Origin of the sequence: Rhodococcus sp. NyZ502, from assembly GCF_041464245.1 — a bacterium.
Lineage (GTDB): Bacteria > Actinomycetota > Actinomycetes > Mycobacteriales > Mycobacteriaceae > Rhodococcus_F > Rhodococcus_F qingshengii.
The window spans coordinates 4,098,184-4,120,373 of sequence record NZ_CP167155.1 but is presented as its reverse complement, the minus strand read 5'-3'; the positions used below and the strand labels follow the sequence as shown (position 1 = coordinate 4,120,373).

The following is a 22,190-nucleotide window of genomic DNA, read 5'->3' as shown; positions in this document are numbered from 1 at the left end:
TGAGGCGACCACGTTCTTTCCTTCCCCGAGATGGTGCCGCCCAGGATTTCGACGACGGCACCATCGACGCTAGCAGCGGGGTCTGCAGGTTCGCGACTGGTTTTTCGCCGGCCGTTCTCGTTCGGTTATGCCTGGTAGACGGGGTTCTCCGCAACAAACTTCTCGACGTACGAGCACGTCGGAAGGATCTTCAATCCCTCGTTCCGGGTCTGATCGAGCGCTTCACGCACCACGATGGCGGCAAGCCCGCGCCCACGAAACTGCGGATAGGTCACCGTGTGGTGGAAATCACGGACGCCGGAATGGTCCGAGTACTCGGCGAAACCGGCGAGTTCGCCGTCGACTCGGATCTCGAAACGCGTTTCCGCGGGATTGTGCGCCACTGTCTCGGTCATCTTCGGGCTCCGTTTCGAAAGGGCGGCCGGTTGCGCCGCGCCGCGTCTACGTTCTCTGGAGCACGCTACCTGGCAGGCCGTCCGCAATATCGGTTGCCGACGTGGGATCCGTTACTTAGCGCAACTACAACTGGACGACCGTTCAAGGGACCTTCGTCGCCATGGAGAACGAACAAAACTGGTCTGTACGTGCCGATTTGCCCGTACTTTTGTGCCCACAACGGGTGATACATATGCATCACGATCGTAAACATCCCAATATGTGGGACCGGTCACAAAGTTTTTTGTCGTCTGTTCGGATGGATTAAGTGGAGGGCCTGAAACGGGCAAATTGCAGGTCAGCGGCGCGCTGGTTGCGTGTCGATGATGGGTGCGAGCGGCCGGAAACCCCAGGGGTATTGCGTTGGTCATCAGATCGTTTCTCGGACGTGATCCCAAAGACCCGCTCGGGGGGTTAGCGTTTGAATCGTCGGGGATAGAAGAAGCGTTACAACTTCGCCAAAAAAACTTTGGCGTCGCTGCTCAACGGTTCGATTTCGAGTCTTCGTCGGACAACTTCGAGGAAGGAACGCACATGATTTTCGGGCAGCGTGAGTCGAACAGTTACTTTGCCGCAATTTTTTCGTACGACTTCCTTGACGAAGGTCTGGGATACGAGACCATCGCACGGATTCACCGAGGCGAGATCTGCGAATGGATTCGTGATCTCGAGGCTTCCGGGTTGTTCTCGGCTGCGGAAGTTCATGCCGCTGAACTGGCATGGCGCGAAAATCCACGCCTGCTCCTCGACGCCCTTCTCGAGGACGCTGACGAGGTCTCTGTCAAGCGCTGGGAGATCGCGTGGACGAGGCTCGAGCGTCAGTCGCCGGCAGCCGGAACCGCGGTGGCAGAGCACGGCTGATCCGGTCGGGCCGAGTCGACTGCTCAGTCTGCGTCAAGATCAACCGTCTGCGTTACATCAACGGTCGACGAGTATCACCTCGTAATCGGTGAGCACGGTGAATTGCACGCCCGCCGTGGTCAGGGCCGCAACCGTCCGCGCAGTCACCTGTGGATCTTCGAGTAGCGAATCGCCGCCGTGCGGCACTATCGCGAAGTCGATCAGCGCGAGCCCGGACCAGATCGGGTCGATACCGCACGTTGGCATGACTTCAGCGGGGTCGTCCGACGCGTCCAGCCCGATCAGAGTCGGAGTCGCCAGGCACGCTCCGGCGCTGTATCCCGCATAGGCCACGACGCCTGAACGAACCAGCATCTCGATGACCCTGTCAGCGCCACTTCGAGCTAGCTGAGCTCGCAGGACGAACGTGTTTCCGCCGCGAACCCACAGGCAGTCGAATTCGCGGAGCCGGAGTTCCAGTGCTTCCGATGCACCCAGGAAGTCTCGGACATCCACTTCCTCGGCGGTAAAGCCCGCTGCCCGTAGCGGAGTCAATTCGCTGGTGACTGCTGAACTGCGGGCATTGGCGGGCCACGAATCTGCAGCCGCGGCGATGACCGCGATGCGAGCGCCGCGGCCTACGAGATCGACAAAAGCCTCGCGGTGATCGCCGAATCGGTAGGACGAGAGAAACAGTTTCACTTCTCAGTACCTTCGCGACCTACCCACCCAGCCCTCAAATCGTGAACGCCAGATTGTCGACGACGCGTGTGCCCACCGTGATGTCACCGCGAAGCGAGATGTCGGTTCGGTGATCCGACGCGTGGACGCGGCCACCGGCAATTCGGGTGAAGAGCGGTGAGCTCATCGAGATGGTCGTGGTCGCCGGACCGTCCAGCTCCGGGACGAGTGTTGCTCGCGCGTCGACCGAGACGTGAAGTGAACGGGCAAGTGGCCCTTCGAGTTCGAAAGTGATCCGTGCTCCCTCTGGCGCCTTTCCTCGTTTTCCGACGACGAATCCGAGCGCGCTGGTGATTTCGCCGAATGCAGTCTCCGCGCGCAATCCGCCTTCCTCACCCGGAATGCCAGCTGCATCTCTGATGTCGAGTTCGTGCATCCAACAGTCGAAGGTCCGAATACGCATGAACCGGCCATAGGGCGCAAGACCGACCGGTGTTTGTGTCTCGGCGTCCCAGTCCGCGCTGGTCATCGAGCGCAGCGCTTCGGTTCGTTCGGCGGTGATCTCGCGATATCGGGTCAGCAGGTCCGAGTGCGGTGTCCGCCGCAGGCCTTCGACCCAGCGCTCGTTGAACGCCGCTATCTCGTTGTGGACGTGGGGCAATGCGTGCACGTCCAGATTGATCGACGGCGGATTGATGCCCGAGAGCAGTGATTCCGTACCGATCAGATGGGACACGATGTCGTGAACCGTCCACCCCGGAAGGTTCGACGGTGCCAACCACTGATCGCCGTCGAGTTCGGCCAGCAGTGCGTCGATGACTCTCCATTCCTCGGTCAATGCGTCGACTACTGAGTCCTGGGGCCAACCACTCATGTGGACATCTCCTGTTTCGGACGGTGCGGTTCTCCTCACTGTATGTCCCGGCGGATAAGTGAGCGGGCATTCCCATGCTTCGAGTCGGTGTCGCCAAACCTCCGAGGGTGGCAGAGTTCCTGTGGTAGACCAGGATTGTCGACGCCGAATCAGGCTCACGCGGCGTTGTCGTCACCGACAGAGGAGTCTTCGTGTTTCCAGGAAATTTTGTCCAGTCCACACCGGACAAGCCCGCCGTCATTCGCCCTGCGACGGGTGAGTCCATCACCTATCGGGAACTCGACGAACGGTCGACGCAGTTGGCGCGATACTTCCGAAGTGTCGGTGCCAAGCCTGGGGACCACGTCGCTCTCATCTCGAACAACGATCTCCGGGCGTTCGAGGTGTACTGGGCAGCGTTGAGATCCGGCCTCTACATCACCGCGGTGAACTGGCATCTCACGGCTGCGGAGGCTGCCTACATCGTCGACGACTGCGAGGCGACAATTCTGGTGGCGTCGGGGCAGGCGTCCGCAGCAGTTCCGTTGGACGAGAAGCTGATTCCACGCGTGCGGCACCGATTGGTGTACGGCGGCGCCCTCGAGGGCTTCGACGACTACGAAGACGCGGTCGATGCGCAGTCCACTGCTCCACTCGACTCGCAGCCGCGTGGGGCTGACATGCTGTATTCGTCGGGAACGACCGGCAGGCCGAAGGGGATCAAAGGAGATCTCCCGGAGGGTGAGGTGAACACCACCATGGATCCGTACACCGCGGTGTTCGCACCGATGTACGGGTTCGATTCCGACACAGTCTATTTGTGCCCGGCTCCGGTCTATCATGCGGCGCCCCTGCGTTTTTGCGGCGTGATCAATTCGGTCGGCGGAACCGTGATCTTGATGGATGCATTCGAAGCCGAAACCGCGCTGGAGTTGATCGGTAAATACGCTGTGACGCACAGTCAGTGGGTACCGACGATGTTCGTTCGAATGTTGAAACTTCCGAAGGAGACCCGTGATCGTTACGACGTCTCGACGGTGAAGGTTGCCATTCACGCTGCTGCTCCCTGCCCGCCCGAAGTGAAGACGGCAATGATCGACTGGTGGGGGCCGGTGATCTACGAGTACTACGCCTCGACCGAGGGTTCGGGCGCTACCTTCATCAACAGTGAGCAGGCCTTGTCGCATCCGGGTTCCGTCGGGCGTGACGGAGTGATGGGGATCGTGCACATCTGTGACGACGCCGGGCGCGATCTTCCGGTCGGCGAGATCGGTACCGTGTTCTGGGAGCGGGAGACTTTGCCGTTCCGGTACCACAATGATCCCGAGAAAACGGCTGCCGCGCAGCATCCGGATCATCCGACGTGGACGACGAGTGGAGATATCGGCTATATCGACTCCGAGCGTTTCCTTTATCTGACCGACCGCGCCGCGTTCACGATTATCTCCGGTGGTGTGAATATCTACCCACAGGAGTCCGAGAACATCCTTACTTTGCACCCGAAGGTGTTCGACGTGGCGGTCATCGGTGTTCCCGACGAGGAAATGGGTGAGCAGGTCAAGGCGGTTGTCCAACTAGCGGAGGGAATCGAGCCTGGTGCCCATGTCGCCGAGGAATTGCTGGAATACGTTCGCAGTCAGGTCGCACATTTCAAAGCTCCGAGAAGCATTGACTTTGCCGACGAATTGCCTAGGACCGCTACAGGAAAGCTCGTCAAGCACAAGTTGCGGTCTCAATATGTGAGCAATTGATGCTCTAGTGAAATACTAGGACATCAGAGTAATTCTGCGAGATAGTCGGCAAGGACCTGCGCGTGACCGTACGGCAGGTCCTTGCTTGCTGTCAGTAGAACAACGGGTCGAGCATCCGAGGACGGTGCGAGGCGTACTGCAGGTTTTCGCGTTTGAGGCCGCGTGGCCGGAGTCGGTCTACGCGGAGTCGGACGGCGTTACATTCGGAAGCCGGTTCGTAAACTCGCTCGACGGTGATTATTCGGCGCGTCATTCTGATGCCTTTACGTCTTTCGGCCGTTTCAAATAGTGGAATAGTCCGCCATTCCGGTGTGATCGGCCTCACAGCAGGCTTCTTCAGGTATGTCCAAACATACTGTTCGGACTCGATTCAGATGGAGAAAGTGCGTCGTCGGTTTCCCTACGCCGCGTTAACTCTGGCTACTATCAGTCACCATTCACCCAAAAGCGGGTCATCTTCCGCTCATCACATGCTGGTTGCCGCTCGTCGCAGCAGGCGAACCACCAACCGCAGAAGGTAATGGAAAATGGAAACATCGAAGAGCGCACAAGTGCGTCCGTCGGTCGGCGTCCCTCGAGAATCGAGTGATGGTGAGCGTCGGGTCGCATTGGTGCCGAAAATTGTGTCCGCTTTGATCGGCAAGGGTGTCGACGTGGTCGTCGAGTCCGGGGCCGGTCTCGGGGCGTTGATTCCCGACGAGTTGTACACCGCTGCCGGCGCGAAGATCGGCGATCCGTGGACTGCTGACGTGGTGGTCAAGGTTGCGCCTCCGTCGACAGAAGAGATCGCCCGGATCAGTACCGGCGCGAAGCTCATCGGTTTCCTGAATCCGCGTAATGCGGACAACCGCATCGCCGAGTTGAAGGCTGCCGGCATCGAGGGATACGCCGTGGAGGCGATTCCTCGTATCTCTCGCGCGCAGGTGATGGACGCGTTGTCCTCGCAGGCGAACGTGTCCGGGTACAAGGCTGTTCTGTTGGCAGCATCGGAGTCGACGCGGTTCTTCCCGATGCTCACCACCGCTGCGGGCACGGTGAAGCCTGCGACGGTTCTGGTCCTCGGAGTGGGTGTGGCAGGTCTGCAGGCGCTGGCGACAGCCAAGCGTCTCGGTGGCCGCGCTACCGGGTACGACGTGCGTCCTGAGGTCGCCGACCAGGTGCGTTCGGTGGGTGCACAGTGGCTCGACCTCGGAATCGATGCGGCGGGCGAGGGTGGATACGCCCGCGAGTTGACCGACGGCGAGCGAGCGAAGCAGCAGCAGGCACTCGAAGATGCGATCAAGGGCTTCGACGTTGTGATCACCACAGCTCTGGTTCCGGGTCGTCCCGCGCCGCGCCTGGTGACCGCTGCCGCGGTCGAAGGCATGAAGCCGGGCAGTGTGGTGGTCGACCTCGCGGGTGAAACCGGTGGTAACTGCGAGCTGACCGAGCCGGGTCAAACCGTCGTCAAGCACGGCGTGACCATTTGCTCTCCGTTGAATTTGCCGGCGTCCATGCCGGAGCATGCGTCCGAGTTGTACTCGAAGAACATTTCCGCGCTGATCGAACTCATGTTGGTGGAAGGTGCCTTGGCGCCTGATTTCTCCGACGAGGTTCTGGCCGGTGCGTGCGTCACCCGTGAAGAGAAGGGCGCCTGATGTACACATCACTTCTGGCGAACATCGCGATCCTGGTGTTGTCCGGGTTCGTCGGTTTCGCTGTGATCTCCAAAGTTCCGAACACCCTGCACACCCCGTTGATGTCCGGTACGAACGCCATCCACGGCATCGTCGTCCTGGGTGCGTTGGTCGTCCTGGGCAAGGTGCACGATCCCTCGATCGGGTTGCAGATCATCTTGTTCGTCGCGCTCGTCTTCGGAACCGTGAACGTTGTCGGTGGTTTTGTGGTCACGGACCGCATGTTGGCGATGTTCAAGGCCAAGCCGGCCGCCAAGTCTGTGTCGAAGGATGGTGACCAGTAATGGAATACCTGGTCAATGCGCTCTACATTGTCGCGTTCTCGATGTTCATCTACGGCCTCATGGGTCTTACCGGCCCGAAGACCGCAGTCCGCGGCAACCAGATCGCCGCGGTCGGCATGCTCATCGCCGTCGTTGCAACTCTGATCTCCATTCGTGATGCGGAAATGGGGAACTGGATCCTCATCGCTGCCGGCCTTGTCATCGGTGTCGTGCTCGGCGTTCCGCCGGCGCTCCGGACGAAGATGACGGCCATGCCGCAGTTGGTGGCACTGTTCAACGGTGTCGGCGGCGGCACGGTCGCGTTGATCGCGTACGCGGAGTTCCTGGACTCGGACGGTTTCACCGCATTCCAGCACGGCGAATCGCCGACGGTACACATCGTCATCGCTTCGCTCTTTGCCGCGGTGATCGGATCGATCTCCTTCTGGGGCAGCGTGATCGCGTTCCTGAAGCTGCAGGAAACTCTGCCTGGTCGTCCGATCGGAATCGGCAAGCTCCAGCAGCCGCTCAATGCTCTGCTGCTCATTGCCGCCGTCGCGTTCTCGGTGATCATCGGTATCAAGGCGATCTCACCGGAAGGCCCGACCAGCTCACTGTGGATCGTCGGCGTGCTCGTGCTCTCGGGCATCCTCGGACTGATGGTCGTGCTGCCCATCGGCGGCGCGGACATGCCCGTCGTCATCTCGCTGCTCAACGCTCTGACCGGTTTGTCAGCTGCTGCTGCAGGTTTGGCGCTCAACAACCAGGCGATGATCGTCGCCGGCATGATCGTCGGTGCTTCGGGCACCATCTTGACCAACCTCATGGCCAAGGCCATGAACCGGTCCATCCCGGCCATCGTTGCCGGCGGCTTCGGTGGTGGTGGCGGTGAAGCCGCATCCTCCGACGGCGTCGTGCGCACGGCAAAGGCGACCTCGGCCGCCGACGCGGCCATCCAGATGGCCTACGCCAACCAGGTCATCGTCGTACCCGGATACGGACTTGCCGTCGCGCAGGCTCAGCATGCCGTCAAGGACATGGCGAAACTGCTCGAGTCGAAGGGTGTCGAGGTCAAGTACGCCATTCACCCGGTCGCCGGCCGTATGCCCGGTCACATGAACGTTCTTCTCGCAGAGGCGGATGTCTCGTACGACGCGATGAAGGAAATGGACGACATCAACGACGAGTTCTCTCGTACCGATGTCACCTTGGTGATCGGTGCGAACGACGTCACCAACCCGGCGGCGCGCAACGATCCGAGCTCACCGATCCACGGAATGCCGATCCTCAACGTCGACCAGTCGAAGTCCGTCATCGTGCTCAAGCGCTCGATGAACTCCGGTTTCGCCGGTATCGAGAACCCGCTCTTCTTCGCCGAGGGCACCTCGATGCTCTTCGGTGACGCCAAGAAGTCGGTCTCCGAAGTAACCGAGGAACTCAAGGCGCTCTAGCGCTGGTACTCGGAAGGGGCGTCCACTCGCAGCTGCGAGTGGACGCCTTTTTTCGTGGCCGTGTGTTGCAAAGATGTCGTGTGATGCAACGACTTCTTGTGCTGAAACGACTTCTTGTGCTGAAACGACAAAGGCGCCTGGTCCGAGACGAAACTCGGAACAGGCGCCTCTGGCGACGTTTTACGGAACCTCGGGGGTTTCGGGGTCGGAAGAGAAGCCGGAAAGTAGTTCGATCAACTTCTGGATCAGTTCGAGCGGGTTCAGATCTTCGAGGCTCACGGTAAAGACTCCTTCGCTGTGGAACTACTTGATTCGGACATTTCAGAACATACGTCATGTCCAACCGTGGCGGGAGAGCTATCGGCGAAAATCTCTGAATCCCAAAGATTTAGGACTAAAGTCGGATGCTCCGGTGCCTGGAGAACGCGATGGCTGCCGTATCCGGGCGTAGCTCTTCACGTTTCGCGGCGATGGGCGATCGTGCCATCAAAATGGCTGCGGCACAGGCCCATACCAGGGTGATCAGAATGCCAGCTATCACTCCGAAAAGGCCGCTCAGCTCGGCGGCGAGCGCGCTGGCACCGATCGCAGCAACTCCGACGAATCCGAGCCCGGCGACCACCGGACGCCACTGCGGGGCGGAGATCAAGATCGCCGAGCAGTACAGCGCGGTCGCCGCTGCGACGTGACCGCTGGGCAATAGGTCCTGGGGCACATCGGGGAGCCAGGAACCGAATGCCGCGTTGGTGAGATTGGCGCCCATTCCGAGGAGCAGGATCGCGCCGATGCCGTATGGCAGTCCGCGGACCATCGAGACGACGGCCAGAGCGGTAGTGGCTGCGAGTACAGCGGTGACGTCGAATCGGCCTACCGTCCACTCGGCAAGTGCGCGCACCTGTTCCGGGACGCTCAAACCGGGCGAGGTGGGTCGCACGAAATACAAGACGCCCAGCGCTACGACGGCGATCGCGGCAAGGACGAGGAAGCGAGTGGTTGTGGAGGGAGCGGGGTGCTGGGTGGAGGTCGAGACGGTCACGAGTACCAGCATCCCTGTTGAGTCTGTGCCGATCGTGAGGATCAGCTGTGAGGTCTGTAGGCGGTCGGAGAATCGCGCCGAACGACACCCGCACAACCCGCTGCGACCAGGACGCATGCAAACGGGATCAACATTGCTGTGGTGAGAGGCACAAGCTTGGTGACCCAGCCGATGGTTGCCGGACCGGCGAGGAATCCGATGTATCCCATGCCGACGACGCGAGACATGTTGGTGCCGGCCGAACCTGAGCCCAGATTTCCGGCCGTGGTGAAGATCTGCGGAATGCATCCCGACAGGCCGGCGCCGAACAGGGCCCAACCGAGCAACGTCAGTGGTAGCCAGCCGGATACCACGACGGTCAGCATTCCGATGGACGACAGCAACGCACCGTAGCGAACCACGGCCACCGGGCCTACCGCCGCGCTGATCCGATCCGCGGTGAACCGGCCGACGGTCATCATGGCGGAGAATGCGCCGAACGACAGTGCGGCAACGGCATTCGAAACACCGAGATCTTCCTTGACCTGCAGCGCGCTCCAGTCGTTTGCCACTCCCTCGGCCAGCATCAGAACAAAGGCGAGGGTTCCGAGGGCAAGTACGCGAGCCGAGAATCTGCCGTGTGTCTTTCCGGTAGTCGACCCGGTTTCGGCATGCACGTCGACGTGAGGGAGAAGGGGTCGCGAGCACAACCAGACTGCCAGCAAGCCGATTGCCGACGCGATGCTGAGCGTGACGTACGGCGGAAGATCCAGTGCGAGAGTGCCGAATCCGATGACAGAGCCCAATACGCCACCGACCGAGAACATGCCGTGAAAGGCCGCCATGATCGGGCGCCGGTACAACTGTTCGGCCTCGACGGCCTGCGAGTTCATCGACACGTCCAACGCGCCGTTCGCGAAGCCGAATACAACAAGTGCAGCGCCCAGTTGCCAGGTGTTCGTGGCAAATCCCGGGCCGAGAGTGGCGAATGCCAGCCCGCTACCCGCCAGGATGACCATGCGCCTGCTGCCGTATCGATCGGCGAGCGGACCGCTCAATTGCATACCGGCAATGGCTCCGACAGCAAGAAGGAGAAGCAGTGAGCCGAGCGTCGAGTGACTGATCCCCACTCGGTGTTCGATGGACGGGATGTGGACGACCCACATCGCGAGGAGAAATCCGTTGATGCCGAAAATGCCGAAGATGCCGGCGCGGGCGCGCACCAGGGCGGAGGTGGGGACTGCGCGGTCGGTGGGGTTGACGCTCACTCGTTCCTTTCTACAGGTGAGTCAGCAACAGGTCCGGGTTCGCGAGCATCTCTGCGACAAATGAGAGGAATCTCGCGGCCTGCTCACCGGTCAGCACGCGGTGGTCGAACGTCAACGTCAGTGTCACGACGCTCCGCACTTCGATCTTGCGCTCGATCACCCACGGACGCTCGCTCACCGAGCCCAGGCAGAGGATGACGGCTTCTCCTGGATTGAGAAGCGGAATGCCGCCGTCGACGCCGAAGACTCCGACATTGGTGATCGTGACGGTGCTACCGGTCAGGTGATGGACGTCCGTCTTTCCCTCACGGGCAGCGACGGTCAGTTCGGTCACCGCGCGTGCGAGTTGGACCAGGCTCAGGGTCTGGGCGCTCTTGATGTTGGGCACGGACAGTCCACGTTCGGAGGCGACGGCGATGCCGAGATTCACGTGATCGTCGATGACGGCGTCGCCGCGGGCCTCGTCCCAATGCGCGTTCACCATCGGGTGCGAGGCGATGGCGGCCACCATTGCCTTGGCAGCGAGAGTCAGCGGAGTGAGGGACAGTCCGGTGAACGCCTCCGAGGAACGGAGCCTGCCGAGCAGTTCCATCGAAGGCGTGACATCAGCGGTGAGGAAGACGCTGGCCTGCGGAGCGCGGGTGCTGGCAACCATCGCCGACGCCATCTGTTTTCGTATGCCGGACGGGGCCAGGCGTGTCGCGTTATCCGAAGGCGCCTGCACGGTAAGCGCGTCTGCGACGTCAGCCGCGGTGACGGCACCGTCGAATCCGCTGCCGGTGATTTCGCTCAGATCGATGCCGGCTTCGCGGGCCGCGCGCCGCGCCGCGGGGGTTGCGGGCCGTCGCTCGGTACTCGCCGCGGATTGCGAGTCCGGCGTGATCCTGCTCCGTCGTCGGCTCGGTCTCTCGGCCGCGGGTCCGTACCCGACCAGCACACTCGGAGACTGCGAATCACTTGGAGACGGTGAATCTGAAGACTCCTCGATGCGGATGATCGGAGTGCCGACCGGGACGGTAGAGCCAGGTTCGACGAGGAGTGACCTGACAATGCCGACGTAGGGCGACGGCAGTTCGACAAGAGCTTTGGCTGTCTCTACCTGGGCGAGAACTTGATTGAGTGCCACCGTGTCGCCGACGCCGACCGCCCACTCGACCAGATCGGCGGACGTCAGGCCCTCGCCGAGATCCGGTAACCGGAATTCGTGCGCCGTGCTCATGCTGCCAGCGTTCGATCGAGCGCCGCGAGGATCCGGTCGGCGTCCGGAAGGTGAAATCGCTCGAGCTTGGCGGGCGGGTAGGGGATGTCGAATCCGGTGACCCGCAGGATCGGTGACTCCAGCTGATAGAAGCAGTGTTCCGCGACGTGTGCTGCGATTTCGGCGCCGACGCCGAGAAACTTCTGCGCCTCATGGACGACGACAAGCCGGCCTGTCTTGTTCACCGAAGCCTCGATCGTGTCGAAGTCGATGGGGGAGAGTGAACGCAGATCCACGACCTCCAGATCGTGGCCTTCTTCTTCGGCAATCCGCGCGGCGTCGAGTGCGGTGGCGACCATGGATCCGTACGCAACCACTGTCGCGTCGTCTCCAGGGCGAGCGACGCGGGCACGGTGGAGCGGAAGCTCGGGCGCGGCATCGGTATCCACGTCGGCGGTGTCCCAGTAGCGCCGTTTGGGTTCGAGGAATATCACCGGGTCGTCGGCCGCAATGGATTGGCGGATCATGTGAAAACCGTCGATCGGATTGCTCGGGTACACCACCCGCAGTCCCGCGGTGTGAGCGAAGTACGCTTCCGGCGACTCCGAATGATGTTCCACCGCACCGATTCCGCCGCCACTGGGAATCCGAATCGTCAGTGGCGCAGAGGCAGCGCCTCGGGTGCGGTACTGGATCTTGGCCACCTGCGAGACGATCTGATCGAAAGCCGGGTAGACAAACCCGTCGAATTGAATTTCGCAGACAGGCCGATATCCGCGCAAGGCAAGACCGAAAGCTGTTCCCACGATCCCTGATTCGGCGAGGGGCATGTCGATCACCCGGGTGTCGCCGAAGTCCTTCTGCAGGGCGTCGGTAACCCGGAATACGCCGCCGAGACGGCCGACGTCCTCGCCCATGATGACAACGCGACGATCGTCTTCGAGTGCGCGTCGAAGGCCGGTGTTGAGCGCGGTCACCAGATTCATGACGGTCATGACGAAGCCCCTTCCAGGCTACGGAGATACGCGCGATGCTCTTCGCGTTCAGCGTCGATCAGTGGGTGTGCCTCGGCGTAGACGTGATCGAAGAGCGCTGACGGGGGCGGATCGGCGAGCGCGATGGTTGCGCGTCGCAGTCCAGCGGCGACGTCGTCGGCGGCTGCCGCGATGGTGCTGAGTTCGTTTTCTCCGAGAAGATCGCGACGGCCGAGGAGCAGACGCATTCGCTCGAGCGGATCGCGGCTTCTCCACTCCGACATATCCGTATCGGTGCGGTACCTGCTCGGATCGTCGGAGGTCGTGTGCGGGCCCATTCTGCAGGTGATCGCCTCGATGAACGTCGGGCCGCTGCCTTCGCGTGCGCGATTGAGCGCCGAGCGCGTCACGGCGAGCACGGCAAGGACGTCGTTACCGTCGACGCGGTTCGCGGGGATGCCGTAACCGATTGCCCGATGTGAGATGGGCGTGCGTGACTGGAGGGATACCGGTTCACTGATTGCCCACTGGTTGTTCTGGCAGAAGAAGACAACGCCGACACGGAAACTGGCGGCAAATCCCATCGCCTCGGCGATGTCGCCCTGACTTGTGGCGCCGTCGCCGAAGTACGCGATCGTTGCGATCTCGGCGCCGTCCAGGTGTGCGCCGAGTGCGTATCCGGTGGCGTGCAGCCCTTGGGAGCCGACGACGATCGCCGGATTGGTGACGTTGAATTGTTCTGGATCCCAACCGGAATGGGAGATTCCTCGCCACATGGTGGTCAGCAATTCGGGGGGAACACCCCGGCAGTACGCGACGGCATGTTCGCGGTAGCTGGTGAACGCGAAGTCGTCTGGGGCGAGCGCTCTCGCGGAACCGACCTGGGCGGCTTCTTGGCCTAGCATCGGAGCCCACAAACCGATTTCGCCTTGACGCTGCAGGGCAACAGCTTCGGTGTCGATTCGGCGACTCACGACGAGATCGCGATACAACGACAGCAGTTCGTCAGGCCCGATGTCTGTTATCAGGCGGTCGAATTCGGGACGGCACACTCGTGCGCCGTTCGGTTGGATGAGTTGGACCGGATAATCGAGGTTGTCGATCATCTTCGCTCACCTCGGTTTCTGCTCATGCCCGGCGCGCCTCGTGAGTACGCCGCACAATCCCGATGTGTCGTATGCAGTTGTCGCTCTACCATCAGGATCCCCCTGATTGGGAAATCCGCAAGTATTTTCACTGCCGTATCAAGACCTGAACTGCGAACTGGCGAGTAACAAACGTGTCGGTACGGCCAACCGATCGGACTTCAACCGCTAGCATCGGTGCGGTGACTGCAGTCGGTTTGAACGAAGAAGCTGTTTCCGCGTGGATCGCCGAACTGGGGGTCGGCGCCACGACACCACTGACTTTCGAGAGGATCGGTAACGGGCAATCGAACCTGACCTACTCCGTGACGGATGCGGGCGGAGGACGGTGGGTACTGCGCAGACCTCCACTCGGCACGTTGTTGGCGTCCGCGCACGACGTCGTCCGCGAGCACCGCATCCTGTCGTCGCTCCAGGGAACCAAAGTGCCGGTTCCGAAGATCCTCGGCATCACGGAAGATCCGGAGATCACGGACGCTCCGCTGGTCCTCATGAGCTACATCGACGGCGTTGTGATCGACGGCGTTCCGGTGGCTCAGAAGTTGACCGAGGACGAGCGTCGCGCGGTCGGCTTGGCGATGCCCAAAACCCTCGCCAGCATCCACGGAGTTGACCTGGAAGAGACCGGGCTGGACGACCTGGCCAGCCGCAAGCCCTTTGCCGAGCGTCAGCTCAAGCGGTGGTCGGCGCAGTGGGAGAAGTCGAAGACCCGCGATGTTCCGGATGTCGACCGATTGGCCGAGATTCTGCACCGAAACATTCCGGAACAGAACGAAGTGACGTTGGTTCACGGCGACTTCCACCTCAACAACGTCATCACCGATCCGGCCGAGGGGCGCATCGTTGCCGTCGTCGACTGGGAGCTGTGCACGTTGGGGGAGCCGCTCGCGGATCTCGGTGCGCTACTCGCGTACTGGCCGGAAGCCGGTGACAAGGTTGCCGGTCCGTTCATGGCGTCCACGCTGGAAGGCTTCCCGAACCGTGACGAGCTGGTCGCTGCCTACGTCGAGGCGACTGGCCGCGACGTGTCAGCGGTCGGATACTGGCACGTACTCGCTCTGTGGAAGCTCTCGATCATCGCAGAGGGCGTGCTGCGACGCATTCTCGACGATCCGCGCAACAAGGCCGAGCACGGCGGCCCGACGGTCGCGCTGATCGACGGAATCGTTGCACGCGCCGTCTTGACGGCAGATCAGCTCGGCCTGAGCTAGTTTTCGGTCAAGGTCCCGGCTGCCGATCTGATGGCCGCCGGGATCTCCACCGGCTTACGGGTGTCGGCGTCGACGTAGACGTGCACGAAGCGCCCGGTCGCGGCAGGTTCCCAATGGCCGCTTTCGACCTCGTGGAATATCGCCAGCGCGTAGACGATGCTCTTGGTGCCGAGCTTCTCGACGGAGATACCCACCTGCAACTGCTCGGGGAACGACAGCTCGCTCAGGTACCGGCACGACGTCTCGGCGACGACGCCGATGGCAGGCAGGGTGCGGATGTCGGTTCCTGTGGAAGACATCAGCCAGGCGTTGACCGCGGTGTCGAAGTACGAGTAGTAGGTCACGTTGTTGACGTGGCCGTAGTGATCGTTGTCGTCCCACCGCGTCGGGACGGGCCAGAGAACGGGAAACTCGCTGATCGACGGGGGCGTCTGCGCTGTGCTCACGGCTTCGACTGTAGTGAGGACTTTCGCGAGAGTGGGGGCAGGGTGGTGCCCTGTAGGACTGCACGCACGATCAGCCCCACTAACAGCGCCCAGAATGCCGATCCGATTCCCAGGATACTGACCCCGGATGCGGCGATCAGAAACGTGACCACGGCGCCTTCACGTTCACTCGCCTCGCTCAGCGCCGAAGTGAGGGCGCCGGCAAGCGTTGCCAGGAGCGCCAGTCCGGCAACAGTTTCCACGACTCCGGCCGGTGCGGCGGCTACCAGAGCGGCCACCGCGGCCGCGCCGGCAGCGAGAACGAGATACGCCCAGCCTGCGGTGAAGGCAGCGATCCATCGACGTTTGGGATCCGGATGTGCGGTGGGGGCGGCGGCCAGGGCTGCGCTGATCGCCGCGAGGTTGATCGCATGGCCACCGGCCGGTGCGCCGACGATGGTGCCGATACCCGTCACGATCATCGACGGCCGCCAGGGAACGGTGTATCCGAACGAATTCATCATGGCCACACCGGGAATGTTCTGCGAAGCCATCGTGACGATGTAGAGGGGAATCGCAATGCCGATCATTGCCTGCCAGGTCCACGACGGCGCGGTGAGATCGATGCGGGGAATCATGGCGCCGGCGTCGAGCACTCGATCCGACGTGACGAGGCTGATCCCGATCACGACCGCTGCTGTGAGAAACGCGAGCGGAACCGCCCATCGCTTGGAGAAGCGCTGCGCGGCAAGCCAAACCAGGATGACGGGCGCGACCGCTGCCGGTGCGTCCCGGACGGCGATGATCGGCGCCAGGCACAACGGCATCAGAACCCCGGCGAGCATCGCTTGCGCGAGGGGCGTCGGGATTGCCGAGATGATCCTTCCGAGCGTCGGCCACAGTCCGGTCAGCACGATCGCGATTCCGACGACGATGAATGCTCCGACCGCGGCCGGCCACCCACCCTCGACCGCTCCGGCGCCGGCGAGCAGAGCGGCACCGGGCGTCGACCAGGCCAGGGTGATCGGCATCCGATACCGGCGTGAGAGCCAGAGCATTCCCAACGCTTGGGTCACACACAGAACCAGCAGTCCGGACGCCGCCTCGGTTGCGTCCGCACCGACAGCCGCGAGGCCGGTGAGCACCACCGCGAACGAACTGGTGAAGCCGACGAGGGCCGTGACGATGCCTGCGCTCATCGGTTGCGAGTTGCTGCGAACGGCTTCCGGTTCGGTGGTATCTGTGGAGTCCGACATGGTCAGTGATTCTGCCCGACCCGCCCCAGACCCGATTTACCTGTCCGGTCGGATGGGTGAGGTGACCGCTTTGCCGTAGATGAGGTGCGTTTGGGCGTGCCAGACCTCGGGATGTGCGGCGAGGTGGTCGATCAATACTCGCTGTAGATGAGCACTGTCACGGACCGCGACGTGGAGGAAGAAATCCTCAGGCCCCGAGACGTTGAAGAGCGCAAGCGTTTCCGGCAGTGCTAGGGCGTCGGCGGTGAACCGGTCGACGAGGTCGCGGCGGTGTGGTCGCAGTTGAACGGCGATGATCGCCTGCATCGACCGGCCAACGGCTGCCGGATCGACAACCGCGTGGATACCGCTGATCGTTCCGTTGGCACGTAGGCGTCGTACGCGCTCGTGGCACGAGGACGTCGCCAAGCCGACTCGATCGGCCAACACCTTGTTGGTGATCGACGCGTCGTTCTGCAATTCGGCCAAAATCTTCCAGTCCACCGGATCCAGAGGCTCATTCTTCGTCATCTGCCGAACTATATCCGGAGTCGTTTTGAACTTCCCGGATCCAGTTGCACACTCCTGGCATGAACATGTGTCTCGAATCAGCTCGGGTGTGAGGTATTTCGGATGAGTGTCGGTCAATGGCTCGCTTTCGGCTCCCTGCTATCCATCGTCCTGTTCACGCCGGGACCGGATTTTGTCCTGATCCTGCGTCATTCTCTGGCAGATCGTCGGACCGGCGCGGTGGTGGCCGCCGGTGTGATTTCCGGGCTCTTCGTTCACACCGCTGCCGCGTCACTTGGTCTCTCCGCACTTGTGGCGACACGGCCACAGTTGCTCTCTGCGCTCACATACGCCGGGGCGGCATATCTGACCTGGCTCGGCATCTCCGCGATTCGAAGTGCTTTCAAAGCCCGAGCCTCGGACGAGGGAATTCCGGCAGCGAAAGAACCGATCGCGGTCACCACGGCATTTCGCTACGGCTTCCTCTCGAACCTGCTGAACCCGAAGGCGCTGTTGTTCTTTCTCGGGCTACTCCCGCAATTCATCGAGCCGGGTGAAGGCGCAGGGCTGCGCACGTTGATGTTGGCGGGCGCGACGGTGGTCGCCGCGGCACTGTGGTGGGCGATCGTGGTGGTGTTGGCGGCCGGAGCCGGCAAGAAGCTGCGTCGCCCTGGCGTCGGCAAGCGAATCGACGTGGTGACGGGAGTGTTGTTGGTGGGCCTCGGTGCCTTCTTCGGGGTTGCATGAGTGGTCGTGTCAGGATGGGCTCATGACACTTCCCGTGCTGATCGACGTCGAAGAACTGTCCGCTCTCATCGAGGCCGGCGCTGCGCCGCGATTGCTCGATGTCCGATGGGCGCTGGGTGATTCGAACGGCGAGCAGCATTTTCGCGACGGCCATATTCCCGGTGCGGTATTCGTGAACCTCGACGAGGAACTTGCCTCGCCGCCGTCGCCGGGCAAGGGAAGGCATCCGCTGCCGAGTCTCGAAGACCTGCAGGCCGCGGCGCGTCGTTGGGGAATCGACGACGGTGATTCGGTGGTGATTTACGACGCCACCGGCAACACGGCCGCTGCCCGTGGTTGGTGGCTGCTGCGGTGGGCCGGACTCTCGGATGTCCGACTGCTCGACGGCGGGCTGCAGGCCTGGGAGTCCGCAGGACTGCCGTTGGCGGCCGGTATCGGCGAGTCCGTCAGCCCGGGCGACGTGACTTTCACCGGCGGCAACATGCCGACTGTCGACATCGACGGTGTCGGCAACTGGACGAGCGAGGGCGGTGTCCTTCTCGACGCCCGAGCCGGGGAGCGGTACCGCGGCGAGGTCGAGCCGATGGATCCCGTCGCAGGGCACATCCCCGGTGCGGTGAACGCGCCGACCGCCGAGAACATCACCGGCGACGGGCGATTCCTGGATACGACCCACCTGCGTGAGCGATTCGCCGGACTGGGCGTCGGAGACAAGGTGGCGGTGTACTGCGGATCCGGAGTGACTGCAGCGCACGAGATCGCGGCGCTCGCGATCGCCGGCTACGACGCGACGCTGTTCCCGGGCTCGTGGTCACAGTGGTCCAACGACAGCACTCGCGCCGTCGACACCGGAGCCTGAGTCAGCTCTTGGTGCGATCGATGAATGACGGCACGAGAAACCACAGCGCCGTGAACATGATCGCGGCGCACGCTGCCAAAACCTTTGCGGCAACTCCGCCGACGGCGACCTCGGCGATCAACAGGACCGTGCCGGTCATGGAGGCGGCCAGAAAGGCTATGCCGCACAGGGCGAATCGGTTGGCCACGGGCAATATGTTCTCGCGGTGCCCACGGCGGAAAAGCATGCGATGCCAGACCGCGGGTGCCATCAGGAACCCGAACGAGATGGCAACAAGGATCACCGTCACCAAGTGGATGCCGCGGATGTACGCCGACGCTTCCTCGTAGCGTTCGGTGAATGCCACGGCCAGCAGGAAGGCAAACAGGATCTGCACACCAGAGAGCGCGACGCGCAGCTCTTGCAACAACTCGTTGAAGTTCCGCGCGAGTTGTTGAGGTGGAGTCTCCCCGGTCTCGTTCACGGCGACGTGGTTCCTACGCCCGTGAGTATTCCGACGCTCGCTGGATCTGCTCCGCGCTCGGGCGCACACCGGTGTAGAGAACGAACTGCTCGGCGGCCTGAAGGGCAATGACCGACGCTCCTGTGATCGCCGTTTTGCCGAGTTCGGTCGCCAACGCGATCAGTGGCGTCTTCGAAGGCATCGCGACGACGTCGAAGACGACATCGGCTGCGCGCACTGCGTGCTCGGGGAACGACAGTGCATCTGCTTCTGCGCCGCCGGACATACCGATCGGGGTGGCGTTGATCAGCACACCGGGACGAAGCTCACCGAGTTCGGCCTGCCAGTCGAAGCCGTACTGCTTCGCAAGCGATGACCCCACTTGCTGGTTGCGGGCGATCACGGTGACGTCGGTGAATCCGGTGTCGCGCACCGCGGCGACGACTGCTTTTGCCATGCCACCGCTGCCGGCGACAGCGACGGACAGGCTCGTGTCGACGTTGTTGTCACGCAGTAGATCGGCCACCGCCTGATAGTCGGTGTTGTAGGCGTGCAGCACTCCGGACTCGTTGACGATCGTGTTGACGGAGTCGATGGCGCTGGCCGAATCATGCATGACGTCGATGTGCTCGATGACCTGTTCCTTGAACGGCATCGACACCCCGCAGCCTCGAATCCCGAGTGCTCGGATGCCGCCGATCGCGGCTGGCACGTCTTCGGTGGTGAAGGCTTTGTAGACGAAGTTCAGGCCCAATTCTTCGTAGAGGTAATTGTGAAATCTGGTGCCGATGTTGCTCGGTCGCCCGGAGAGCGACATGCACAGGAGCGTGTCCTTGTTGAGGTCGACGGTCATCGTTCCCACTCTAATCGCGAGTTCGGAGTAGTTCTTGATGGAGGAGTGCACCCATCCGGATGGCCCGCAGCGCCGAATGTCGGGTATCCGATCGAAGCACCACTCGCACCGACAGAGCCGAGACGACATGGTCACACAGAACATCGACGAGCACCCGAGCACCGAATCTCGTCCACCGCGTCGTAGATGGGCTGCTCACGCGATCTCCGGGGTCTTGGCCGCGGCTGTCGTCCTGGGCGTCGGTGAACTGGTGGCGCTGCCGATCAACCCGGACGCGTCGCCCTTCTACGCGGTAGGTGCGACTACCGTCGACCGAACGCCGGCGTGGGCTCGCGAGTTCGCGATCGATACTTTCGGTACCAATGACAAGCCGGCGCTGTTCATCGGAATGTCGATCTTGATCGTTCTGCTCGGTGCGGTGGCCGGGCTCCTGGAACGGCGACGCCGCCCGATCGGCAGCGTCATTCTCGTTCTTCTGGGCGCGGTTGGTGTGTATGCGGCGATGCAGCGGCCGACTGCCGACGCGATGTACGTGTTCCCGACACTGGTCGGTGTGGTGGCGGGCGTCGCAACACTGCGTTTGCTGATCACACAGCTGGAGGTGCCGCTCTCGCCTGGCGTCGCCGACTCGTGGTTGCCTCGTCGTCAGTTCCTTCTGCTGGCAGGTGCGGCGTTGGCAGTGGCTGCGGCAGCGGGTGCGGCCGGGAAGTTCGTGGGGCAGAGAATCGCCGGAGCAGTAGCGAATCGTGAAGATTTTGTCGTGCCCACCGCCGCTGACCCGGCGCCGCCGATTCCGGCGGGTGCGGACATCGGGATTTCGGGTGCATCGACGTACATCACGCCCAACGACGACTTCTACCGAATCGACACGGCTCTCCTCGTTCCGCAATTGACGACGGATTCGTGGGAACTGCGGATTCACGGAATGGTGGACCGGGAGATGACGTTGTCGTTCGACGATCTGGTGGCGCGAACGCCCATCGAGCGGGTCATCACGCTGACGTGTGTTTCCAACGAGGTGGGCGGCGTTCTGGCCGGAAACGCGAAGTGGATCGGTTATCCCATGAAGGACCTGCTCGACGAAGTCGGTGTCCATCCCGACGCCGACATGCTCCTCTCGACCAGCGTCGACGGCTTCACGGTCGGGACTCCCGTCGAGATAGTCACCGACGGCCGTGACGCGATTCTCGCCGTGGCGATGAACGGTGAGCCGTTGCCGTTCGAGCACGGTTATCCCGTTCGGCAGGTAGTTCCCGGCCTGTACGGTTTCGTCTCCGCCACCAAGTGGGTGACGGAGTGGGAACTCACGCGTTTCGACAAGGTCGAGGCCTATTGGACCCAGCGCGGTTGGGGTGCGCAGGCACCGATCAAGACGTCGTCGCGTATCGAGGTGCCGGCAGCTTTGGCGCCGATCGAGCCGGGACAGGTGCTGGTGGCGGGAACTGCTTGGGCGCAGCATCGCGGGATCGAGAAGGTCGAGGTTCGCGTCGACAACGGTGAATGGCAACAGGCGACACTGGCGCAGGAGTACTCGATCGACACCTGGCGTCAATGGTCGTGGATGTGGGATGCAGGCTCGGGTTTGCACACGGTGCAGGTCAGAGCGACGGATTTGGACGGGAACGTTCAGGTGGAAGAGCGCACTCCGCCGATTCCCGGTGGCGCCACGGGATGGCACACCAGGTCGTTCACCGTGAAGTGACGTCGGAATCCGAATGAGGTTCGGTATACAGACGAACAACGCGTTGAGCCATCCATCCGGCGATCAGGGTTCGCAGGCCGAAGTCGAACGTGTCGTCGGTTCGCAGCGGGGTCGTAGCCTCGCGCGTGACCTCGCTCGGATTGGAGGATTGAGTCCACGCGACATCCGGCGTCGAGAGTTTCACGACGGATCCGAGAACCAGACTGTCGAGTGTGGAGATTGCGTGACGCGTATCGGCCGAATTGAAACCCCCGTCCGAAAATGCTTGAACCAGTGCAGTATCGATATCAAAAGTCACCTCGGTGCGGACGCTGCGTGTCATGAGTAGCGGGATGAGGCGCCAATGTTCGACGGCAGCTCGGCGATAGGCCCACCCCCACGCGCTGATCCGCTCGCTCCATCCTGCGGGTGGTTCGGGGACAGAGATCGACGACATCACGCGGATGCGCATGAGTTCGACGATCTCGGATCGACCCGAAATATGTGTGTAGAGCGAAGACGGAGTCACGTTCAATTGCTTGGCGATCCCGGGCATGGTGAAGTCGCCGGTCGCGTCGACAGCATCCAGAGCCGCGTCGGTGATGTTTCGCGTGGACAGTATCGGCTGGGTGGGACGCGGCATCGATTCTCCTGGTGAGGGATTCGTCAGCAATCTC

The 22,190-nt window shown here is 62.3% G+C and carries 23 protein-coding genes; 9 read left to right on the top strand and 14 right to left on the bottom strand.

Annotated elements, in window-relative coordinates; genetic code table 11:
- Positions 1 to 125: 125 nt before the first annotated feature.
- Positions 126 to 395 carry a GNAT family N-acetyltransferase gene (locus ACBG85_RS18945; protein WP_007726096.1) on the bottom strand — a complete coding sequence of 90 codons (270 nt, stop codon included), beginning with the start codon at positions 393 to 395 and terminating at the stop codon, positions 126 to 128.
- A gap of 574 nt (positions 396 to 969) precedes the next feature.
- Between ACBG85_RS18945 and ACBG85_RS18940 the strand changes: the two genes are divergently transcribed.
- A complete protein-coding gene (locus tag ACBG85_RS18940; RefSeq protein ID WP_003941297.1) occupies positions 970 to 1,296 on the top strand; it encodes a hypothetical protein in 327 nt (108 codons plus the stop codon).
- 57 nt (positions 1,297 to 1,353) lie between these two features.
- Here ACBG85_RS18940 and ACBG85_RS18935 read toward each other — a convergent pair whose 3' ends face one another.
- Both ACBG85_RS18935 and ACBG85_RS18930 read right to left on the bottom strand, forming a co-directional pair.
- Complete coding sequence (locus ACBG85_RS18935; RefSeq protein WP_058227699.1) at positions 1,354 to 1,977, bottom strand: Type 1 glutamine amidotransferase-like domain-containing protein; 624 nt, start codon at positions 1,975 to 1,977, stop codon at positions 1,354 to 1,356.
- Positions 1,978 to 2,011: 34 nt separating this feature from the next.
- On the bottom strand, positions 2,012 to 2,830 hold the full coding sequence (locus ACBG85_RS18930; protein WP_372024347.1) for a maleylpyruvate isomerase family mycothiol-dependent enzyme: 819 nt from the start codon (positions 2,828 to 2,830) through the stop codon (positions 2,012 to 2,014).
- Between the two features lie 191 nt (positions 2,831 to 3,021).
- Between ACBG85_RS18930 and ACBG85_RS18925 the strand changes: the two genes are divergently transcribed.
- The 4 genes from ACBG85_RS18925 (at position 3,022) to ACBG85_RS18910 (ending at position 7,950) form a co-directional block, all read left to right on the top strand.
- Positions 3,022 to 4,560 carry an AMP-binding protein gene (locus ACBG85_RS18925; protein ID WP_042447907.1) on the top strand — a complete coding sequence of 513 codons (1,539 nt, stop codon included), beginning with the start codon at positions 3,022 to 3,024 and terminating at the stop codon, positions 4,558 to 4,560.
- A 527-nt stretch (positions 4,561 to 5,087) separates the two neighbouring features.
- On the top strand, positions 5,088 to 6,197 hold the full coding sequence (locus ACBG85_RS18920; protein WP_333837220.1) for a Re/Si-specific NAD(P)(+) transhydrogenase subunit alpha: 1,110 nt from the start codon (positions 5,088 to 5,090) through the stop codon (positions 6,195 to 6,197).
- Positions 6,197 to 6,520 carry an NAD(P) transhydrogenase subunit alpha gene (locus ACBG85_RS18915; RefSeq protein WP_003941319.1) on the top strand — a complete coding sequence of 108 codons (324 nt, stop codon included), beginning with the start codon at positions 6,197 to 6,199 and terminating at the stop codon, positions 6,518 to 6,520. Before ACBG85_RS18920 ends, ACBG85_RS18915 begins: the two co-directional genes overlap by 1 nt.
- Positions 6,520 to 7,950 (top strand): NAD(P)(+) transhydrogenase (Re/Si-specific) subunit beta, encoded by a 1,431-nt coding sequence (locus ACBG85_RS18910; RefSeq protein ID WP_003941368.1) that lies wholly within the window; start codon positions 6,520 to 6,522, stop codon positions 7,948 to 7,950. The genes ACBG85_RS18915 and ACBG85_RS18910 overlap by 1 nt, the downstream gene beginning before the upstream one ends.
- A gap of 394 nt (positions 7,951 to 8,344) precedes the next feature.
- On the opposite strand, the gene ACBG85_RS18905 is transcribed toward ACBG85_RS18910, so the two are convergent.
- From ACBG85_RS18905 to pdhA, 5 genes are read right to left on the bottom strand one after another with little or no spacing between them, the layout of a single operon-like run.
- Positions 8,345 to 8,998, bottom strand: a complete 654-nt coding sequence (locus tag ACBG85_RS18905) for a hypothetical protein (protein ID WP_007726101.1) — start codon at positions 8,996 to 8,998, stop codon at positions 8,345 to 8,347.
- Positions 8,999 to 9,027: 29 nt separating this feature from the next.
- Positions 9,028 to 10,233 (bottom strand): MFS transporter, encoded by a 1,206-nt coding sequence (locus ACBG85_RS18900; protein ID WP_372024342.1) that lies wholly within the window; start codon positions 10,231 to 10,233, stop codon positions 9,028 to 9,030.
- 10 nt (positions 10,234 to 10,243) lie between these two features.
- Positions 10,244 to 11,452 (bottom strand): dihydrolipoamide acetyltransferase family protein, encoded by a 1,209-nt coding sequence (locus tag ACBG85_RS18895; protein WP_372024341.1) that lies wholly within the window; start codon positions 11,450 to 11,452, stop codon positions 10,244 to 10,246.
- The gene (locus ACBG85_RS18890; protein WP_372024340.1) at positions 11,449 to 12,426 is read right to left on the bottom strand and encodes an alpha-ketoacid dehydrogenase subunit beta; all 978 of its coding nucleotides are present in this window, start codon (positions 12,424 to 12,426) and stop codon (positions 11,449 to 11,451) included. Before ACBG85_RS18890 ends, ACBG85_RS18895 begins: the two co-directional genes overlap by 4 nt.
- Positions 12,423 to 13,511: a pyruvate dehydrogenase (acetyl-transferring) E1 component subunit alpha gene (gene pdhA, locus ACBG85_RS18885; protein WP_372024337.1), complete on the bottom strand. Its 1,089-nt coding sequence runs from the start codon at positions 13,509 to 13,511 to the stop codon at positions 12,423 to 12,425. Before pdhA ends, ACBG85_RS18890 begins: the two co-directional genes overlap by 4 nt.
- A 221-nt stretch (positions 13,512 to 13,732) precedes the next feature.
- Here pdhA and ACBG85_RS18880 point away from each other — a divergent pair, with 221 nt between their 5' ends.
- A complete protein-coding gene (locus ACBG85_RS18880; protein WP_003941376.1) occupies positions 13,733 to 14,761 on the top strand; it encodes a phosphotransferase family protein in 1,029 nt (342 codons plus the stop codon).
- On the opposite strand, the gene ACBG85_RS18875 is transcribed toward ACBG85_RS18880, so the two are convergent.
- The 3 genes from ACBG85_RS18875 to ACBG85_RS18865 are packed head-to-tail and all read right to left on the bottom strand — an operon-like array spanning position 14,758 to position 16,952.
- Positions 14,758 to 15,207: a thioesterase family protein gene (locus tag ACBG85_RS18875; RefSeq protein WP_007726113.1), complete on the bottom strand. Its 450-nt coding sequence runs from the start codon at positions 15,205 to 15,207 to the stop codon at positions 14,758 to 14,760. The two genes, ACBG85_RS18880 and ACBG85_RS18875, sit on opposite strands and share 4 nt — an antisense overlap.
- Positions 15,204 to 16,442, bottom strand: a complete 1,239-nt coding sequence (locus ACBG85_RS18870) for a benzoate/H(+) symporter BenE family transporter (RefSeq protein WP_372024334.1) — start codon at positions 16,440 to 16,442, stop codon at positions 15,204 to 15,206. The genes ACBG85_RS18875 and ACBG85_RS18870 overlap by 4 nt, the downstream gene beginning before the upstream one ends.
- Before the next feature lie 36 nt (positions 16,443 to 16,478).
- Positions 16,479 to 16,952, bottom strand: a complete 474-nt coding sequence (locus ACBG85_RS18865) for an Lrp/AsnC family transcriptional regulator (RefSeq protein ID WP_003941284.1) — start codon at positions 16,950 to 16,952, stop codon at positions 16,479 to 16,481.
- 102 nt (positions 16,953 to 17,054) lie between these two features.
- Between ACBG85_RS18865 and ACBG85_RS18860 the strand changes: the two genes are divergently transcribed.
- A complete protein-coding gene (locus ACBG85_RS18860; RefSeq protein ID WP_003941342.1) occupies positions 17,055 to 17,678 on the top strand; it encodes a LysE family translocator in 624 nt (207 codons plus the stop codon).
- Positions 17,679 to 17,700: 22 nt separating this feature from the next.
- Positions 17,701 to 18,537, top strand: a complete 837-nt coding sequence (locus ACBG85_RS18855; protein WP_234552404.1) for a sulfurtransferase — start codon at positions 17,701 to 17,703, stop codon at positions 18,535 to 18,537.
- A 1-nt stretch (position 18,538) separates the two neighbouring features.
- On the opposite strand, the gene ACBG85_RS18850 is transcribed toward ACBG85_RS18855, so the two are convergent.
- Positions 18,539 to 19,000, bottom strand: coding sequence for a DUF6328 family protein (locus tag ACBG85_RS18850; protein ID WP_003941357.1), 462 nt, complete (start codon positions 18,998 to 19,000; stop codon positions 18,539 to 18,541).
- A gap of 13 nt (positions 19,001 to 19,013) precedes the next feature.
- Positions 19,014 to 19,832, bottom strand: a complete 819-nt coding sequence (locus tag ACBG85_RS18845) for a shikimate 5-dehydrogenase (RefSeq protein ID WP_007726117.1) — start codon at positions 19,830 to 19,832, stop codon at positions 19,014 to 19,016.
- Positions 19,833 to 19,959: 127 nt separating this feature from the next.
- On the opposite strand from ACBG85_RS18845, the gene ACBG85_RS18840 reads away from it, so the two are divergent.
- Positions 19,960 to 21,534: a molybdopterin-dependent oxidoreductase gene (locus ACBG85_RS18840; RefSeq protein ID WP_372024332.1), complete on the top strand. Its 1,575-nt coding sequence runs from the start codon at positions 19,960 to 19,962 to the stop codon at positions 21,532 to 21,534.
- Here ACBG85_RS18840 and ACBG85_RS18835 read toward each other — a convergent pair.
- Positions 21,521 to 22,156, bottom strand: coding sequence for a TetR/AcrR family transcriptional regulator C-terminal domain-containing protein (locus tag ACBG85_RS18835; RefSeq protein WP_372024330.1), 636 nt, complete (start codon positions 22,154 to 22,156; stop codon positions 21,521 to 21,523). The genes ACBG85_RS18840 and ACBG85_RS18835 overlap by 14 nt on opposite strands.
- Positions 22,157 to 22,190: the final 34 nt, after the last annotated feature.

What these genes read in the sequence shown, in the direction of transcription:
- ACBG85_RS18945 (WP_007726096.1), bottom strand. Translation starts at nt 395, where the DNA reads ATGACCGAGACAGTGGCGCACAATCCCGCGGAAACGCGTTTCGAGATC.
- ACBG85_RS18940 (WP_003941297.1), top strand. Translation starts at nt 970, where the DNA reads ATGATTTTCGGGCAGCGTGAGTCGAACAGTTACTTTGCCGCAATTTTT.
- ACBG85_RS18930 (WP_372024347.1), bottom strand. Translation starts at nt 2,830, where the DNA reads ATGAGTGGTTGGCCCCAGGACTCAGTAGTCGACGCATTGACCGAGGAA.
- ACBG85_RS18920 (WP_333837220.1), top strand. Translation starts at nt 5,088, where the DNA reads ATGGAAACATCGAAGAGCGCACAAGTGCGTCCGTCGGTCGGCGTCCCT.
- ACBG85_RS18915 (WP_003941319.1), top strand. Translation starts at nt 6,197, where the DNA reads ATGTACACATCACTTCTGGCGAACATCGCGATCCTGGTGTTGTCCGGG.
- ACBG85_RS18910 (WP_003941368.1), top strand. Translation starts at nt 6,520, where the DNA reads ATGGAATACCTGGTCAATGCGCTCTACATTGTCGCGTTCTCGATGTTC.
- ACBG85_RS18905 (WP_007726101.1), bottom strand. Translation starts at nt 8,998, where the DNA reads ATGCTGGTACTCGTGACCGTCTCGACCTCCACCCAGCACCCCGCTCCC.
- ACBG85_RS18895 (WP_372024341.1), bottom strand. Translation starts at nt 11,452, where the DNA reads ATGAGCACGGCGCACGAATTCCGGTTACCGGATCTCGGCGAGGGCCTG.
- ACBG85_RS18890 (WP_372024340.1), bottom strand. Translation starts at nt 12,426, where the DNA reads ATGACCGTCATGAATCTGGTGACCGCGCTCAACACCGGCCTTCGACGC.
- pdhA (WP_372024337.1), bottom strand. Translation starts at nt 13,511, where the DNA reads ATGATCGACAACCTCGATTATCCGGTCCAACTCATCCAACCGAACGGC.
- ACBG85_RS18870 (WP_372024334.1), bottom strand. Translation starts at nt 16,442, where the DNA reads ATGTCGGACTCCACAGATACCACCGAACCGGAAGCCGTTCGCAGCAAC.
- ACBG85_RS18865 (WP_003941284.1), bottom strand. Translation starts at nt 16,952, where the DNA reads ATGACGAAGAATGAGCCTCTGGATCCGGTGGACTGGAAGATTTTGGCC.
- ACBG85_RS18860 (WP_003941342.1), top strand. Translation starts at nt 17,055, where the DNA reads ATGAGTGTCGGTCAATGGCTCGCTTTCGGCTCCCTGCTATCCATCGTC.
- ACBG85_RS18855 (WP_234552404.1), top strand. Translation starts at nt 17,701, where the DNA reads ATGACACTTCCCGTGCTGATCGACGTCGAAGAACTGTCCGCTCTCATC.
- ACBG85_RS18845 (WP_007726117.1), bottom strand. Translation starts at nt 19,832, where the DNA reads ATGACCGTCGACCTCAACAAGGACACGCTCCTGTGCATGTCGCTCTCC.
- ACBG85_RS18840 (WP_372024332.1), top strand. Translation starts at nt 19,960, where the DNA reads ATGGTCACACAGAACATCGACGAGCACCCGAGCACCGAATCTCGTCCA.
- ACBG85_RS18835 (WP_372024330.1), bottom strand. Translation starts at nt 22,156, where the DNA reads ATGCCGCGTCCCACCCAGCCGATACTGTCCACGCGAAACATCACCGAC.